We start from the raw sequence: 16,161 nt of genomic DNA on the forward strand, positions 1-16,161 counted from the left end.
TTCTTCTGCTGAGCAATGCGAAAGCATACGTTACCACTGGGTCGGGCTTTAATGAACTGGGTTTCCATCCAGCTATAAAAGGCAAGGTTTCTCATTTTTGCTCGGTCAATGTTGGTTTCTAGGTGTTTAGAGTATTTCAAGAGGTCATTGTTACAATTTATTTCTTGTTCGGCGGGTTAGAGAAGTTCCGCTTTGCACTTTAATGGGGGCGTCGAGCGAAACCTCCTGTGTTTCGCGATAAATGTAAGGGTGGCGATACTCTTTATGAGCTTCTGTTTTTATAATTTGGTTCGATGCGGAATCGAGTGCTATGTAAGCATTCGAAAAATAAGTAAATAGATCACGGATTGAAAACCGTCCACGCCGGTTCGATTCCGTCCTCGGCCTTCCTTATTGAAAACCCCGCAGATCAACGTCTGCGGGGTTTTCTTTTGTGGGTCGGAAAAGGGTGGAGTTTCGAAACTTTGTCATTCGGAAGGCTTGCCGATGGCCTTTGTGCGGCGATAAACCCGCTCGGTAATTCCCTCCTTGGAGTGACCCAGCAGTAGGCTGGCGTCGGCCAGGTCAGTGATTTCCGCTGCAGCCTTCGGCCTGGTATCTCGAAACTGAAATTGAGCAATCCGATCCGCAAGTTCTGGCTTCCTCTCGCTGACCGCTTTCACCCGCACAGCCTCCGCGCATCTTGCCAACGGTTACGCAACATTTCCCACGACAGTCTCTTGTCATTACCGCTCAGAATGAAGAACGGCGACAGGTGATCTCTGGTTCTGAGCTTGATGCGCTCCAGCCGCGTGCCAGCCGAAACCAAACCATTGTCGAAGCCCTACAGCCAATCAAGTGGATGCTCCACGATCACTCGGACTTCATTGATGTCCTGCAGATCCGCCGCCGCTTCGTGGTTGCCGCGATACACGGCGAACCGCGTGCGCAGCAGCATGCCCCTGGCCCAGCCTTGTTGCACGACGTAACGGATGTCGACATCCAGCTCATGCCAACGTGCACCGTCGTACATGCCATAGGTCGAAGCCGGCCCCCCGAAAACTGCGTACTGGGCGTCCAGCCACTGTCACTGGCACCGCGGCCGGTGACGTAGCGAGTCATGAAATTCAGGCCGGGGATGCCTAGCGATGCCAAGTCCAAGTCATAACGCACCTGTTGCGATTTCATTCCAGGGGCGTTGAAGTCGGAGAGTTGTACCGAGTTTGTCAAGTCGATCGACAGGCCGCCGACATAGTCGAACGGTGTTTCGCCATCGATCTGCTGGTAGGCGAGGGTGAGCCTGTGTGCGCCCACGCGGTAAGCGGTCGCCAGGCTCCAACTGGTGTTATCGATCGGCCCTGACAACTGCCGACCGGTGGCATCGCTGCGATACAGATGGGTATCGAAGTTCAGCCCATGTCCATTGTTCAAGGGCACATCGTAGTTGAGGTTGAGGTAGTTCTGCAGCCAGTTGTCTTCTGCCCGGGCGTGAAATAGCTTCAGCCCTAAGGTATCGCCAAGGCGATAACTGGCGCCGATGAAATCCAGGCTGCGGACCTGGGCATCGGAGTAGCGGGTGCGCAGGCTGTCATCGCGGTTGCTTGAGGCAAATTCGTGGTAGGCGGTGAAGTGTCCGGCCTCAAGCTGCAGGGGAGGTAGCGCCTGGCTGCGCAAGTACATGCCAGTGGCCATTTCTGGAAGCAGACGGCTGTCGGCTGTGGTGAAGACAGGCGTGCTGGTGCGCATTTCGCCCCATTTCAGTTCAGTGCCCCAGGCCCGCACCTTGAGTGCGGCGCCCGCTTGGCTGTAGTGGTCTTCGACCTTCGCATCGGCCTCGCGATTGTGGTTGATCGGCAGCAGGGCAGTGCCGGTGCGACCGGCGCCGCTATCGAGCTTGACGCCCAGCTGGGCGTGGGCATCCACTCCCAGGCCCAGCGCGCCCGGCGTGTAGCCTGAGGTATAGCGCAGCATCAGGCCATGAGCCCATTCTTCGCGGTAGCCGTTGCGATCACTGGCCGGTAGTTTCGGATTTACGCCTTGAGTGTTGCTTGCACCGTTGCGCAGGTCGCGATTGAAGTAGTAGTTGCGATTGATCAGTTCAAGACGGCTGGCTTCTACAAAACCGTCGGTGCTGGCCAGAAGTAGCGAGGAGTCGCCGGTCAGCAGGGCAGCGCAGAGCAGTTTGGCGTGGGGACGAGGCATGGTTGTAGCACCTGTTGTTATTGTTTTTCGCGCAGCTGGATGCACGACGCAATGGCGCGTCGCAAAAGGGGGAATGGTTGTGCTCGTCCTTGAGCGGGGGTGACTCAGCTGAGGTCTTTGCCGACGGTCTCGGGGGCCAGCTTCAAACCTATCAGCGACAGCAGGATCGCGGCGAAGATGTACCAGGCCGGGGCGTTGGGGCTGCCTGTGAGGCTTACCAGGCCGGCGGCGAAGAACTGCGCAAAACCACCGAACAGCGCCACGCCGATGCAGTAGGCAAGGGACATGCCACTGGCGCGTATCTGCGTGGGGAACAGTTCCGGCAGCATCGCCAGGTTAGGCACGATGGTGTAGGTCAGGGGGATGCACAGCAAGGTCACTACGGTCAGCAATATGCTAATGCTCGGGTACTGGTTGATTAGCAGGAATGCCGGGTAAATCGCCAGCAGCAGTATCGGAAGTGGCCAGAAAATAGCCTTGCGCCGGCCGATGCGATCACTCAGGCGCCCGGCGTGGGCCGACAGCAATAACGGCGGAAGGCAGGCGCAAATGGCTGCCCAAGCACCGACGCTCAGCGGCATGCCGAGTACGCCGACGGCGTGGTTGGCCAGGTAGAACTGAATGGTGTAGATCGGCACCGTGGCGCCAACCACCAGCAGGACACCGGCGAGCAGCTGCCGCGGGTGCTGCAGCAACAGTGCCAACTGCCCGGAGCGCGACAGCGGTGGATTGGTTCGCTGAGACTGACGATGGACGACGGTTTCCTCCAGGCGATGGCGAATGTACTCACTGACCGGGATCCCGAGGATGCCCATGGCGAACACGAGGCGCCACCCCCAGCTGTCCATGGCCTCGGGGCTGAGTAGGTTGCTCAAGCCCATGACCATCAAGCCGCCGATGAGGATACCCAGGCTCTGGCTGAAGGTCTGCCAGCTGCAGTAGTAGCCGCGCGAATGCTTGTCGGCGTACTCCATCAGCATGGTGGTCGAGGTGCCGATCTGGCCACCGACGGCGAAGCCTTGCAGCAATCGCGCAGCGATGACGATGGCCGGACCGAGCAGTCCTGCCTGGGCGTAGGTCGGGGCAACGGTGAACAGCAAAGAACCGATTGCCATCAGCCACAAGGTCAAGCGCATTGCTGCCTTGCGTCCGACACGGTCGGCATACATGCCGATCACTAGGCCACCCAGCGGGCGCATGACGAAGCCAGTGCCGAATACCGCCAGCGACAGCATCAGGGGGATCAGCGGATGGTCACCGAATGGAAAAAACAGCCTGGCCATCAGCGTCGCCAGCATGCTGTAGACCAGGAAGTCGTAAAACTCCAGAGCGTTGCCTAGGCAGATGGCGGCGATAGCCCGATGGTTTTTCGGTCGGACAAGTTCGCAGTTGAGGTCGAGTGTTGTTGTTTTTGTTGTCATCGCAATGGTGCTCTCGGGGAGGTCGATTCAGTCGAGAAAACGCTGCGCCAGCCGCACCCAGAAGGTTGCGCCCAGCGGTAGGATCTGGTCGTTGAAGTCGTAGCCAGGGTTGTGGACTTCACAATTTCCAGCGCCGTCGCCGTTGCCGATCAGCACGTAGCAACCGGGTATCTGCTCCAGCCAGAAAGCGAAGTCGTCACTGGCGCAAATGGGTTTCTGGTTATGCACCAGGCCATCGTCACCCAGCCAGTCTCGCACCACCTGCTCGGCCAGTCGGCTGGCTGTCGGGTCATTGACCAGCACCGGGTAGCCGCTACCGAAGCTGACTTCGGCCTGTGCGCCATAGCTCTGTGCATGCAATTCGGCCAGGGTCTGAATACGTTGGCGCAGCAGGCTGCGGACTTGCGGATTGAGCGTGCGGACACTGAGACGCAGCTCGGCGGTCTGCGGGATGACATTGGCGGCGTCACCGGCGAGGAAGGCGCCGATGGTGATGATCGCGGTTTCGCTAGGTGGCGCATTGCGCGAGACGATGGTCTGCAGGACCAACACCAATGACGCGCCGATCACCACTGGGTCGATGGTCTTCTCCGGCATGGCGCCATGGCCGCCTTTGCCATGGATGACAATGCTGACGCTATCGGTGGATGCCATGCAGGGGCCGGCCAATATGCCGAACTTGCCGACCGGCATGCCGGGCGAGTTGTGCAGGGCGAACAGGGCGTCGCAGGGGAACAGTTTGAAGACGCCTTCATCCAGCATGCGTTTGGCGCCTGAGCCGCCATGGCCTTCTTCGGCAGGCTGAAAGAACACGTGCAAGGTGCCCTGCCAGCTACGCACGCGGGCCAGCTCGCAGGCCGCGGCGAGCAGCATTGCTGTATGGCCATCGTGCCCGCAAGCGTGCATCTTGCCCGGTGTAGCGCTGGCCCAAGGTTGCGTGCCGTGTTCCTGGATCGGTAGGGCATCCAGTTCTGCACGCAGGCCCAGTGACGGACCCTGGCCGCAACGCAAAGTACCGACTACGGCGGTGGTGGCCATGTCCTTGTGGATCTCGTAGCCCCAATCCTCCAAGTGTTTGATCACGCGCTCCCGGGTGGCAAATTCCTCAAAGCCCAGCTCAGGCTGGCGATGGATTGCCCGGCGTAGCTCGATCATGGCGGGAGTGATGGCTTTGATGCCGGGGTCAATATCGGTGTCGTGCATATTGTCTTGTCCTGGTTCGCAAGGCGACACTGCGCGGCCCGTTGGCTGGCGCGTTCGCGTGATCTAACCTAGCGCCAGCAAGCGGTGCACATAAGCTGCAAAATGGTTGTCGTGACGACCTTTGGTGTTCAGGCAGGAGAAACGCTTGAAGTTGCATCAGTTACAGGCCCTGATCGCAGTGGCCGACAGTGGGGGCATTCGCTCGGCGGCGCGGGGCCTGGGGTTGTCCCAGGCGGCGATCACCCGGGCCTTGCGTGAGCTGGAAGAAGAGCAGGGGCTTGCGCTGTTGTCGCGTCATGCCGGGGGGGCACGTCTGACGGTGGCCGGGCAGACCTTGCTGCCCCATGCCCGGCAGATCGCCAGCCAGTTGGAGAGTGCCCAGCGTGATCTTGCCAGTCTGCGCGGCGAAGCGCCGACGCGGCTGTGCGTGGGGGTAACACCGTGGTTCGGACAGACCTTGCTGGCCGTGGCGGTGCAGGCTTTTCGTCGCGAGATGCCTGTTGTGCAATTGGAGCTCTACGAAGGTTTGCAAGCAGTCAGCTTGTCATTGCTGCGCACCGGCCAGATGCAGTTTGCTCTCGGCCCTGCGGGCAATCTGCCCGGTCAGGAGTTCGCCCATGAACCGCTGGCCCGCTATCGCATGCGGGTATTGGCAAACGACAAACATCCCCTGCGGACGGCCCGGTCGTTGGGGCAGTTGCTGGAGCAGGACTGGGTGATGAACTTCACCCAGGCCAGCCAGGATCAGGTCTTGCGCCATCTGTTTGGCCGCCACGGCTACAGCGTTGCTCCCGGGCGCATCGTCTGCGCCCAGTCCAGTGCCATGCTGAGCAGCCTGATCATCGATGCCGGCATGTTGGGCTATTCGCCCGAACCGATGTTGTTGTGTGAACCTTTGCGCGGCAAGGCCACAGCTCTGGCGCTGGATGAAACGTTGGAGGAGGGCGACATCAGCGTCGTGCGTTTGCGCGATCAGGCCCTGGATCCTGCAGCGCGCTGTTTTGTGGTGTGCCTGCAGCAAGCGTTGAAAGCCTGCAGTCGTTCAGCCGATGCCGAGTCCCGGCAGTTGGCCGATATGCTCCGGTTGCTGTTCTGAGTGAGTTCTCCTGCGTTTTCGGCAACTACTGGCGCAGCAGTTTGTTGTTTTCCCAGGGGAGGGAGCATCACCGGCGCGGCAGAGGTTGATGAGGTGCGCGCAGTGGTTTCGATGCATGGCGGTATAGGGAACCCATTCTAGAATCCGTCAATGCCATGTGATTCCAACTTAATTATTGCGAGCCCCGCAGAGTAGATCTGCGGGGGGGCAAGCGTTGTGTGGTATTCGCTTCAGTCCAGCGCAGGCAGTGCCATCCGGTACTCGATCACCCCCGGCTTTTCGGCTATCCAATCGTATAGTCGCTGTGCGGTCTGGTTAGTCTCCTGGGTATGCCAATAGAGCCGATCGCAGCGTTTCTCCTGCGCCTGCCCCTGAACAAACTCGATCAACTGCTTGCCAACCATTTTCCCCCGGGCAGTGGGGCAGACGTACAGGTCCTCGAGGTAGCAGAAGTTGTTACGCGCCCAGGTCGAGCGATGGAAAACAAAATGGACGAAGCCGAGAAGCCGCTCACCTTCCGTGGCAACGGCGCAGTGCACGGGCTCTGCAGGGTCGAAGAACCGAGCCCAGGTCAGCTCTGTCGTGTCCTCGCTCAGTTCCACCTTGTAGAACGCCTGATACTGGTCCCAGTACAGGGACCATGGTTGGTAATCACTCTGTTCCAACTCGCGAACGGAAACGAATTGTTGTGCAGCTGTCATCGTGGAACCCCTTTCGGTTGAAGAATGGTCGGAAAACAATGCATTTATAGCGATAGAATGGCCGGAATTGCCCTACCACTTTCTGCAAATGAACCAGACCAATGTTCAAGCACTCACAGTTGCAGTCGGTTAAAGCCTGGATGACCGACCCCGCTCATGGAACGTTGTCGCTGCATGTACGTATCCAGAGGGCGATTCGTCAATTGGTACTTGATGGCGCGCTGCCGGTCGGCAAGGCGTTGCCTGCCTCACGTCCTTTGGCCCGTTCCCTGGGCGTGTCGAGGGATACCGTAGAGGCGGCATACAGTCAGTTGCATGCAGAGGGTTACATCGAGCGCCGCGTGGGCAGCGGAAGTTTCGTTTCGCAACGTGCTCGGCACCTGCCAATGCGAAAGCGCCAACGCGAGGCTGTCTGCGATGGCCCACCTCAGCTCAGCCGCAGGGCGATGGACATGCTTCAGGGCGGGGGCGTGGACAACTTTCAAGCACCGCGCCCCTTCGCACCTGGGGTAGCCGAGACCCGGCGCTTTCCCTTGGCAATTTGGGAAAAGCTGGAGCGCCAGGTGTACAAGGAATATGGCACCCAGGCTCTGGATCACAGTGCGCCCCAAGGCATGGCTTCACTGCGGATTGCAATCGCTGACTACCTCAACCTTGAACGTGGGGCGAAGGCGTCCGCCGATCGGGTGTTGATTCTCACCAGTTCACAGCAGGCGCTTGGCCTGTGCGCGCAACTACTCATGGATGCGGGCGACCCGGTGCTGGTCGAAGACCCTCTCTACCAAGGCACCCGCAAAGCTGTTGCCGCCGCAGGCCTCAAGTGCATTCCCGTGCCGGTGGATGATAGCGGCATGCAGGTGGAGGGCATGAGCTCGCTGGCCAGTAATGCCAGGGCGGTTTTTCTTACGCCTTCCCATCAATACCCAACCGGGGCGACGTTGTCGCTTGACAGACGGTTGCTCGCGATCGAATGGGCAAGGCAGCAGCGTGGCTGGATCATCGAGGATGACTACGACAGTGAATTCCACTACGAAGGCAGGCCAACTGCCTGCGTGCAGGGCCTGGACCCGCATGAGCGGACACTCTACATCGGCACCTTCACCAAGTCGCTGTTCGCGGGGCTGCGTATTGGCTATCTGTTGTTGCCGCCCAATCTCGTCGCCCCGATGACCAGCGCCCGCACGCTGCAGGATGGGCATACAGCGTCCATTGCCCAACTGACACTGGCAAGGTTTATGGAAGGCGGGCACTACACGGCTCATGTGCGGAACATGAGGGCGCTGTATGGCGAGAGACGGGACGTACTAGCTGAACTCGTGCACAAGCGCCTGGGAGAGTTTCTAGCGCCGCGCATCCCGGCCGGAGGACTGCAGATGCCCTGCCATTTCGTCCAGGACCTCTCGGAAGATGCTGTGGTCACGGCGGCAAGAGCGGTTGGTATCGACCTGCTGGGGCTTGGCGGCTTACATGCGACGCCGAGAAATGATGTTGGCGTTCTGATGGGGTTCGCGGCACACACGCCTGGCGAAATGCGCGCCTCGGTGGAGAATCTGGCAAAGGTGTTTGCGGGCCTGCTCAGGTAGTTTGCGGCCGGCTATAGGTGGCGGGGCGGATTAAACTCATCTCCCAGCTGCCGAGGTGAATGGTTGGAATGGAAGGCATAGTCGGCTTGCCTTTTTGAAAGCCCCGCAGATTAACGTCTGCGGGGTTTTCGTTGGCACGCAGAAAAGCCGAAAGTACAAGCAGCGATGACTTGAGTTTCTTTGACATGACGATGCCTCCCGCCCAATAGCGGCTGTTCAATAGAGGGTGAATTGGGCTTTTGGATGCCGTATCGGCCAATAAAGGATGGTTATTGCACCGATGGTCGCCTATAAGCGAAATGGATATCTATCTCATCAGTTACCGCGCCTACTGGGTAATCAGAGGAGATTCGGTATGAGATATCGCGGCGATGTATTCTGGGCCTGGGCAGACCCCACCCTTCACCATCGTTATCACGATGAAATCCTTGATGACGGCAGCATGATTGATGTTCAAACCCGCCTTTCCCGCACAGGGGAAACTCAGCTTTTTATTGGGGTATATGCCAAAAGTGGAGACCGCATTGTGGAAGAGGCTTACCCATCCCGACCTCATGAAACGATGACTCGCGCGTTGGCCTGGGGCACTGGCCGGGCACTGGTATTTGCTGCTGGTCACGAGTCGGCGAAACCACGTCAAGTGGCGTAATGATGAAGGCCGAAGCTCAGAGGCTTCGGCCTCTTTGTGTCTGGTCATTGGAGGTTGTTGATCTGGAGTCCCAATATATTCATCCGATCAGGTCTGGGCAGAACGCCAGCCCGCTGTCCAGCCCTGAACGCCCTGCATGCGTCGCCCTCCGTGGCCGGATGCACCATGGTGGCAATTATGGGTGGGATGGGTTATTACGGGGTGACCGGCATGGGGCCGGGTCTAGGAGGTTGTTGTGAGCTTGAATCAAGCGCAAGTGGATGCAGTTGAACACCTTCTAATGGCTTTCCTGAAGCGGTCCGAGAGCGCTCAGATTGTTGCGAAGGTCTACGAGGACGCCTATTCCTCAATCATGGGCAGCGAGGGCCCGGCCGCCATGGAGGAGAAGGAGGCTGCACTTGAGCATTTGAACAACCTTCGGTTGCAGCTCAAGTAATCAGTTTTCCTGGCAAATCTGCAGCACTTCGCGTTGTTGAAAATGTTCAAGCTTCCGCGCCACAGCCGGTGAAACCGTGATTTTGTGGCGCGGCGGTTCCAGGTAGGGAAGGACGCGCCTGTCGGTACCCGCTACTTCGAGACTTCACGCAAGGACTCCGGACATGGCAGATAAGTATGTTGGAAAGATCATGGGTGTTGGCACGGATAACGTGGAGTACGTGATTAACATCTATCAGGACGAGACCGTTGAGCGCTCGCCACACGGTATGGTTCGGCATGAAGGCTTGAAGCATTTCGAGATGCAATTCGGCGGCGACGTGAAAAAAATATCTGAAACTGAGTACGAGATTGTGGCTACCGGAGTGAGGGTAACCGTGCATGACGGTCAAGGCTAAGAGCGCCGGTCTGTCCTGTGGGAATCGCCTCGGACTTTTTCGGCAGGGAGGCTGGACTTGACCTTTTGGAGCACTGCAGGACGAGTCCAGAGCTTTCACGATTACTGTGAAACAGCGGGGCGCGCCCGCCCTTGGGCGGACGCTGGTGCAGCATCACTCACTTCTTCTGTTGATCCATTTTCGCTTCAATTCGTCTATCTACGTCGGCGCGAATCTGGTCGATACTGAAGCTCGCAGGACGTTGGCTCGGTGGGTATTCGACAAATGTTTCCAGGAAAGCCGCCGCTTTCTGAGTGCCCTCGAATATCAAGTAGTCATTCTTGGTCAGCCAATCATAGTATTGGTCGGATACCACGTCGGCACGCTCATACGGGTCCATGCGCAGGTTGAAGAGCTTGGGTACTCGCAGGCACGTGAAAGGTTCGCTCCATACCTTCAAGCCACCGGGTGCACGCTGTTCGCAATAGACAATCTTCCAATCGTCATAGCGCATGCCTACAAGGTCGCCATCATCGCTGAAGTAGAAGAACTCGTTACGAGCACTTTTATCAGCCTTACCCGTCAAGTAGTCCAGCTGGTTGAAGCCGTCCAGGTGTACCTTGAAGTTACTCCCTCCGACGTTGGTTCCCTTTAGCAGGCGATCTTTGATATCGGTATCGCCTGCTGCAGCCAGCAAGGTCGGGAACCAGTCCAGCCCAGAGAACATCTGGGTAGAAACGGTGCCAGGCTTGATCTTCCCGGGCCAGCGGACCATTGCTGGAACGCGGTAAGCCCCTTCCCAGTTGGAGTTTTTCTCGTTCCTGAAGGGTGTGGTCGCGGCATCCGGCCAGGACCATTGATTAGGGCCGTTGTCAGTGGTGTAGACAACGATGGTGTTGTCGGCGAGCTTGAGGTCATCGATGCTCTTGAGCAACTTGCCGACGTCGCCGTCGTGTTCAAGCATGCCATCGGCATATTCGTTGCCTGGCATACCGCTCTGGCCCTTCATGGAATCACGTACATGTGTGAAAGCATGCATGCGAGTGGTGTTCATCCACACAAAGAATGGTTTGTCAGCCTTGGCCTGTTTCTCAATGAAATTGATGGCGGCCTGAGTGGTCTCGTCATCGATTGTTTCCATGCGTTTGCTGTTCAGTGCACCGGTGTCTTCGATCTTGCCATCGGCGTAGCTGTGGATCACTCCGCGTGGCGATGCAGCTTTGACAAATGCAGCGTTGTTTTTTGGCCAGTACGGGCGCTCTGGTTCCTCTTCGGCGTTGAGGTGATACAGGTTGCCGAAGAACTCGTCGAAGCCGTGGTTGGTTGGGAGGTATTCGTCCTTGTCCCCTAAATGGTTCTTGCCAAACTGACCGGTGGCATAGCCTTGGGCCTTGAGCGCCTGAGCAATCGTTATATCCCTTGCCTGCAGCCCGACCGGCACACCAGGCATACCCACTTTGGAGAGGCCAGTGCGCAATGGCGACTGCCCGGTAATAAATGTCGATCGCCCAGCCGTGCAACTGTTCTCCGCGTAGTAGTCGGTGAATTTCATGCCTTCTTTGGCTAGGCGGTCGATATTCGGGGTCTCATAACCCACCACGCCGTCAGCGTAAGCGCTGATATTGGTCTGGCCGATGTCGTCGCCGAAGATAACCAGTATGTTCGGTTTGTCGGCAGCGGCGGCAGTTGCCGATAGCGCCATGAGCGAGGTTGCCATCAAGGCGACTCTGGGTAGCCACTTGCGTACGCGCGTCATCTGACTTGCTCCTTTACCAGTGGGTCGCAAAGTGCGAATAGTTGTATTGCATGCGATGCCTGCTTTGAAACATGCCCGGGGCCGTCCCAGACTGTGGAGGATGGGTGTGGTGGCAACTGACAGAGTTAAAAGTAGTCGTTTCAGGAAAGACGTCCAGACGCGATGCTCACTATTCCAAGCTGCTGGGACATGGCTTGTCCGTCTGCTGCAGCCGCGCAGCACGGACGCGTTGTTGCTGCGGATTCTCCATCGCCGTAAGGGCGCATCCAGGACCACTGCAACCCCACGTACGGATTAGCTGTAATTGGCGCGGGGCAACACTACCCACGCTGATGCAGGTTGTTATTCAGATTCAGCGTAGGGAAGATAGCAAACGAGAATAATCTTCATTTGTGGCGAGCGCTACGCTCTAGGGGCGATGGATTTGTTGAGTGTCAGTCTGGCCTACAACTAAAAAATGGCAGCTTTTATCCGTAGCTATCCATTGATTTACCCGGGGGCAGACGGAAGGTGTCACATGAAGGGTTCAAGGTCGGCCACCTGTGATTTGACGTTGTCGCTTTTCGTTGCCTGCTTGCTCGCAGGCTGTGCACAAAACCCAGATATCCGTGAGGGCGATGATTACACCTCTGGTAGCACGGGGAAGAGTCCACCCGATTATGTTGTATGTGTGCAGGATGAGCTTCAAGGCAGTCCAAACTCAAAAACCTACACGGTCAAGGAGAACGACACGCTCAAGCTTTTTGTTGAAAGCACCGACCCCAATAAAGCCACTGGCCTTGTCGAGGTCCACGGCTCCGGCAGCCAGCATCAATTCTCTGCCTATCAACGAGATGCCTGGTATGACAAGGGAAGATTGCTGGACGCAGCGCTGATGTGCTCACACACGTAGGTCGTACTCAAAGCCCAGCGTCGCGCTGGGCTTTGTGCATCTGGGCCGTGTCCTAGTGTTTGGTTCTGAGTTGTTCGAACGACTTGACCATGTCGATGGCCCAGCCATCGAGCACGGCCCTGGCGTCCTTGGCCGTCATGACCTGGTCGGAGTTTTCCAGGTCGGCACCGGCGCCTTTGCGTACGACCTGGGCAACGACTTTGTTGTTGCTGGCATCGAGAAACTGCGCTTCGGTCGACAGGCTGGTGTCCTGATCGCGAATGCCGGTGGCAGCACTGACGCCTGCGGCGACCAGGGCGATCGGGATCACTTCATACGGACGCAGCCCCTTGGTCTTGGCACTCACGGCGGTGATCGCCGGCCGTACGACCAACACGCCTGGTCCCGGGCCTTTGGCTAGCGGAACGACCTTGGAAAACTGGGTCTGCAGGGCCTGGTTGTAGTACTGGGTGATGCCTTGCAAGGTGGTGTCCGGGATTTTTTCCGTCGCTTGAGGCTTGGGGTAAAGTTGGCTTGGCTCGATATAGACGCTGCTGAACTTGTTGGCATCGACTTTTGGGTCGATCCAGCGCATCACTGCCGCGCCCGACGGTGACTTTTCCTCCTTCAGGGCACTGTAGTCCTTGAGAAAACCGGAATATTGATCGGATTCAACATACTTGCTGGCACAGCCTGAGAGTGCCAGTGAGGTGACGCAGAGCGTGATCATCAGGTACTTCGACTTCATCGTGTAGCTCCTAGTGGCGAATTGTGCGGTCCCGGCGAGTATCCCGCCGAGACAGTGATTGCAGTGTCCGGGCGTGACAATAGTGGACCAGAAGTTGATGACGCTGCGTCGACGCTGGTCAAGGATAGAGCTGCCATTCTCATTGAACGCTCCTGCTAGGGAATGTGCTGTACCGAGCTTTAGGAACAAACCTAGCTCGTAAGTATCAACTTACAAGTGTTAACGAATGGAAACAGTCTCCGATCAGCCTGGAGGCACAGCGGTGCGTCTCCACATGGAAGTACAGGGCGGGGGCCGTTGAACGGGCATAAAAAAACCGATGCCCGGACCTGGCATCGGTTTTTTGGAAAGCCCTGAAAGGGCTTGACTGCGTTTGTCTACGCGCCTCAGGACAGGGCGTTCAGTTCGGCGCGTTGCGCCTTGGCAGCGGAGCGGCCGCGAATCCAGCTGAAGCCAATGGCGAGGATCAGTGCAAAACCGACGTAGCCCAGCAGTGGGTAGACGGTGCCGACCAACTTGCTGAAACCACCCAGGCTCAAGGCCAGGCCCACGCAAACCGTCACTGCGCTGACGAGTTTGAAACGGCGTGAATCAGGCTTGGCAAAGCGGGCGCTGAAAGCAAAGAACATACCGACCGCAGTGCTGTAGATCATGCAGACCAGCGCGATCGACATGACCACCGAAAGGATTGGCGAGATGCGCCCCGACAATGCCAGCGACGGCATCTCGATGCCCTGCAGCTGGTTGATGTTGGCGAACAGGCCGATGTTCAGCAGCAGGATCAGCGCGCCCAGGCCAAGGCCTCCGAGTATGCCGCCGACGGCTGCGGCCTTGGGCTGCTTGGTCATGCCGCCGATAACGGCCAGCATCGGGAAGCCTACGGCGATGTTGAACGATGCGTACAGCAGGGCGCCGACGAACCAGTTGCCGGTGACCGTTTCGTTGTTCTCGCGGGCAACGGCGTCGAGGGTCTCGACCGAGGCGTTGTAGTTGAAGATCGAGTAGGTGGTGATGATCAGGACCATTGCCAGCAGGAAGGGCATGACTGCGCTGATCAGATTGATGATGCGCTTGACGTTCAGGCACAGGGTGGCGATCACCAGCACAGTCATCAATACACCGCCGAACAACGGCGGCATGCTGTACTCCTGGGCAAAGATCGAGCCGCTGCCAGCCAGCATCACAACGCCGACACCGTAGAGGAAGAACGACAGCACGACGTCGACGACCAAGCCGATTCGAGTACCGAACAAACGGTAAAGGACTTCCTTGTGGGAGTTCGCTTGCATCTGCGAGCTCATCCGGGCGATCTGCATGCCGAGGAAGGCAAACAGCACACCGCTGACCAGAGTACCGACAATGCCTATCAGTCCATAGCCGGTGAAAAACTGCAGTACCTCCTGCCCGGAGGCGAAGCCGCCGCCGATCACCACGGACATGTAAGCCAGCGCAATCTGGATGGATTGTTTATTCATTACACTTTTCTCGTTCTTAGACTTATTAGTTGCATGGAAACGTGAGGCGATTCCTGTCCTATCATTTCCGCAGAGCGGCTATCCACTTGCCAGCACAACAAGCACCCTGGCTCGCTGGAGCGCGCAGGCATGCGGACGCCGCCCTGCAGTATAGGAAGAGTGGGCTAGTTGTTTTGCCTGAATAAGTCGGTGTATCTGGTTGAAAACGCTGAAAAAAATGTTTCGGCGCCATAAGTTGCGCAAGTCCGGCGAAATTGACCGCAACGTCCTCTGCGCTTTGTCGCATGATGGGCGGGTCTGCACCACTCTGCAGCGGGATGAGCAGCCTGCCGGATACGTTGGATAAACGCAGGACAGGGAGGTTTTACATGCTGGAAAAGTGCCTGGTGACCGTTGGCATTGTTTTTTACGCCGTCGTTGTACCGATTCTCGAGATCAATGATACCCATGTCTTCAATCAGGCGTGGGCGCCCCATGCGCGTCTGCACGAGACGTGGCAGTTGTTTACCAATACGGCCATTGGCGCATTCAGCGTGTGGCTTGTGTGGGGCAAGGATGACCTCAGGCTGGCGAGCCTGCTTACCGTGTTCGTCACCGGGGGCTTCTTGATGGCCTACTGGCTGCGTGACGGCTACGGGGGCTCAATGGTGCTCACGGATGGCTCGGAAAAAATGATTGTGGGGATCAACCTTGGTTTGTTTGCGTACCTGCTCGCCATTCTCCTGGCGGGGCTCGCGGTGCTGATTCAAAAACGCAGGGGGACCGCATGAGCAGGGCAGGGCTTGCCCACGGAGGCCACGCAAAGTAAACACAAGCATGCCGAGTGCTTCCCTGCCCACCCACTGGAGGTGGTTGTGCCAACCAGGGAGCGCCCCTCAGCATTAGTGTCGGGATGATTTTCATGAATCGAACAGGGCTCCACGATGAATCCAGCACCCCTCGACACGTTGGAACGCTTGTTACACCGCCGCCGCAGTTGCCGGGGCTTTTTGCCACAGCCCGTCGAGCATGAGGTGGCAATGAACATGTTCGCGCTGGCCCAGCGCTCGGCCTCATGGTGCAACACTCAGCCTTGGCAAGTCATCGTTACCCGTGGCGAGGCGACGGAGCGGTTTCGGGCTGCCTATGCAGCCGAGTTGCTGTCCGGTTCCGCTCAGCCGGACTTTGATTTTCCGGCTGAATATAACGGGGTTTACCAACAACGCCGGCGCGAATGTGGGCAGCAGCTCTACGAGAGTATCGGTATTGCACCGGGTGACCGAATGGCGAGTCGGCAGCAGATGCTGCGCAACTTTTCACTCTTCGGGGCGCCACACGTCGCGATCATTACCACCGAACGAGGGCTCGGCACCTACGGTGCCGTCGATTGTGGTGGTTATGTTGCCAACCTGCTGCTTGCTGCCGAGGCGCTGGGACTCGGGGCCATCGCTCAGGCCGCATTGGCCAGCCATGCAGCGTTTGTGCGGCGCCACTTTGCAATTGATGAAAGCCGGTTGGTGGTGTGTGGTGTGTCGTTTGGGCATGCCGATCACGACGCGCCGGCCAATCGCTTTTTCACCTCGCGAGCCGCGACCGAAAGCGCGGTGTCGTGGCACGACGTTTGATTCGCAGCGCACTGATCGCAGCGCCAACGAAAAAGGGCAGCCAATGGCTGCCCTTGTGTTT

The 16,161-nt window shown here is 58.0% G+C and carries 17 protein-coding genes and 1 pseudogene; 8 read left to right on the forward strand and 10 right to left on the reverse strand.

Features of this window, described 5'->3' with window-relative positions:
• Positions 1–467: 467 nt before the first annotated feature.
• The 5 genes and pseudogenes from ABVN19_RS06570 to ABVN19_RS06590 form a co-directional block, all read right to left on the reverse strand.
• Positions 468–662 (reverse strand): hypothetical protein, encoded by a 195-nt coding sequence (locus ABVN19_RS06570; RefSeq protein WP_028941845.1) that lies wholly within the window; start codon positions 660–662, stop codon positions 468–470.
• A 161-nt stretch (positions 663–823) separates the two neighbouring features.
• Entirely contained in the window at positions 824–1,012 is a 189-nt protein-coding gene (locus ABVN19_RS06575) for an OprD family outer membrane porin (protein WP_353632796.1), read from the reverse strand.
• A gap of 62 nt (positions 1,013–1,074) precedes the next feature.
• Positions 1,075–2,181: pseudogene (locus tag ABVN19_RS06580) on the reverse strand (OprD family outer membrane porin); the annotation flags it as partial.
• 104 nt (positions 2,182–2,285) lie between these two features.
• A complete protein-coding gene (locus ABVN19_RS06585; protein ID WP_028941846.1) occupies positions 2,286–3,602 on the reverse strand; it encodes an MFS transporter in 1,317 nt (438 codons plus the stop codon).
• A 27-nt stretch (positions 3,603–3,629) separates the two neighbouring features.
• The gene (locus ABVN19_RS06590) at positions 3,630–4,805 is read right to left on the reverse strand and encodes a M20 aminoacylase family protein (RefSeq protein ID WP_105641764.1); all 1,176 of its coding nucleotides are present in this window, start codon (positions 4,803–4,805) and stop codon (positions 3,630–3,632) included.
• Between the two features lie 145 nt (positions 4,806–4,950).
• Here ABVN19_RS06590 and ABVN19_RS06595 point away from each other — a divergent pair, with 145 nt between their 5' ends.
• Positions 4,951–5,901 (forward strand): LysR family transcriptional regulator, encoded by a 951-nt coding sequence (locus ABVN19_RS06595; protein ID WP_105641763.1) that lies wholly within the window; start codon positions 4,951–4,953, stop codon positions 5,899–5,901.
• A 230-nt stretch (positions 5,902–6,131) separates the two neighbouring features.
• On the opposite strand, the gene ABVN19_RS06600 is transcribed toward ABVN19_RS06595, so the two are convergent.
• Positions 6,132–6,602 carry a GNAT family N-acetyltransferase gene (locus ABVN19_RS06600; RefSeq protein WP_028941849.1) on the reverse strand — a complete coding sequence of 157 codons (471 nt, stop codon included), beginning with the start codon at positions 6,600–6,602 and terminating at the stop codon, positions 6,132–6,134.
• Between the two features lie 101 nt (positions 6,603–6,703).
• Between ABVN19_RS06600 and ABVN19_RS06605 the strand changes: the two genes are divergently transcribed.
• Positions 6,704–8,185: a PLP-dependent aminotransferase family protein gene (locus ABVN19_RS06605; RefSeq protein WP_028941850.1), complete on the forward strand. Its 1,482-nt coding sequence runs from the start codon at positions 6,704–6,706 to the stop codon at positions 8,183–8,185.
• On the opposite strand, the gene ABVN19_RS06610 is transcribed toward ABVN19_RS06605, so the two are convergent.
• Complete coding sequence (locus ABVN19_RS06610; RefSeq protein WP_146117319.1) at positions 8,178–8,372, reverse strand: hypothetical protein; 195 nt, start codon at positions 8,370–8,372, stop codon at positions 8,178–8,180. The two genes, ABVN19_RS06605 and ABVN19_RS06610, sit on opposite strands and share 8 nt — an antisense overlap.
• A 168-nt stretch (positions 8,373–8,540) precedes the next feature.
• On the opposite strand from ABVN19_RS06610, the gene ABVN19_RS06615 reads away from it, so the two are divergent.
• The 3 genes from ABVN19_RS06615 to ABVN19_RS06625 all read left to right on the forward strand — a co-directional run bounded on the left by ABVN19_RS06615 (position 8,541) and on the right by ABVN19_RS06625 (position 9,667).
• A complete protein-coding gene (locus tag ABVN19_RS06615) occupies positions 8,541–8,834 on the forward strand; it encodes a hypothetical protein (RefSeq protein WP_084167911.1) in 294 nt (97 codons plus the stop codon).
• A gap of 235 nt (positions 8,835–9,069) precedes the next feature.
• A complete protein-coding gene (locus tag ABVN19_RS06620; protein WP_028941851.1) occupies positions 9,070–9,270 on the forward strand; it encodes a hypothetical protein in 201 nt (66 codons plus the stop codon).
• A 163-nt stretch (positions 9,271–9,433) separates the two neighbouring features.
• The gene (locus tag ABVN19_RS06625) at positions 9,434–9,667 is read left to right on the forward strand and encodes a hypothetical protein (protein WP_028941852.1); all 234 of its coding nucleotides are present in this window, start codon (positions 9,434–9,436) and stop codon (positions 9,665–9,667) included.
• A 157-nt stretch (positions 9,668–9,824) separates the two neighbouring features.
• On the opposite strand, the gene ABVN19_RS06630 is transcribed toward ABVN19_RS06625, so the two are convergent.
• A complete protein-coding gene (locus tag ABVN19_RS06630) occupies positions 9,825–11,402 on the reverse strand; it encodes an arylsulfatase (RefSeq protein ID WP_028941853.1) in 1,578 nt (525 codons plus the stop codon).
• A gap of 517 nt (positions 11,403–11,919) precedes the next feature.
• Between ABVN19_RS06630 and ABVN19_RS06635 the strand changes: the two genes are divergently transcribed.
• Positions 11,920–12,294 (forward strand): hypothetical protein, encoded by a 375-nt coding sequence (locus ABVN19_RS06635; RefSeq protein ID WP_028941854.1) that lies wholly within the window; start codon positions 11,920–11,922, stop codon positions 12,292–12,294.
• Between the two features lie 52 nt (positions 12,295–12,346).
• Here the strand turns inward: ABVN19_RS06635 and ABVN19_RS06640 are convergent, their stop codons facing one another.
• Both ABVN19_RS06640 and ABVN19_RS06645 read right to left on the reverse strand, forming a co-directional pair.
• Positions 12,347–13,021 (reverse strand): DUF3313 domain-containing protein, encoded by a 675-nt coding sequence (locus ABVN19_RS06640; RefSeq protein WP_028941855.1) that lies wholly within the window; start codon positions 13,019–13,021, stop codon positions 12,347–12,349.
• 386 nt (positions 13,022–13,407) lie between these two features.
• Positions 13,408–14,496: a membrane protein gene (locus ABVN19_RS06645; RefSeq protein WP_028941856.1), complete on the reverse strand. Its 1,089-nt coding sequence runs from the start codon at positions 14,494–14,496 to the stop codon at positions 13,408–13,410.
• Between the two features lie 368 nt (positions 14,497–14,864).
• Here ABVN19_RS06645 and ABVN19_RS06650 point away from each other — a divergent pair, with 368 nt between their 5' ends.
• Together ABVN19_RS06650 and ABVN19_RS06655 are read left to right on the forward strand one after the other, a co-directional pair.
• Positions 14,865–15,266, forward strand: coding sequence for a hypothetical protein (locus ABVN19_RS06650; protein WP_105641762.1), 402 nt, complete (start codon positions 14,865–14,867; stop codon positions 15,264–15,266).
• A 153-nt stretch (positions 15,267–15,419) separates the two neighbouring features.
• Complete coding sequence (locus tag ABVN19_RS06655) at positions 15,420–16,100, forward strand: nitroreductase family protein (RefSeq protein ID WP_028941858.1); 681 nt, start codon at positions 15,420–15,422, stop codon at positions 16,098–16,100.
• The last annotated feature ends 61 nt before the right edge of the window (positions 16,101–16,161 follow it).

The sequence above is a fragment of the Pseudomonas vranovensis genome (assembly GCF_040438935.1).
GTDB classification, from domain to species: domain Bacteria; phylum Pseudomonadota; class Gammaproteobacteria; order Pseudomonadales; family Pseudomonadaceae; genus Aquipseudomonas; species Aquipseudomonas vranovensis.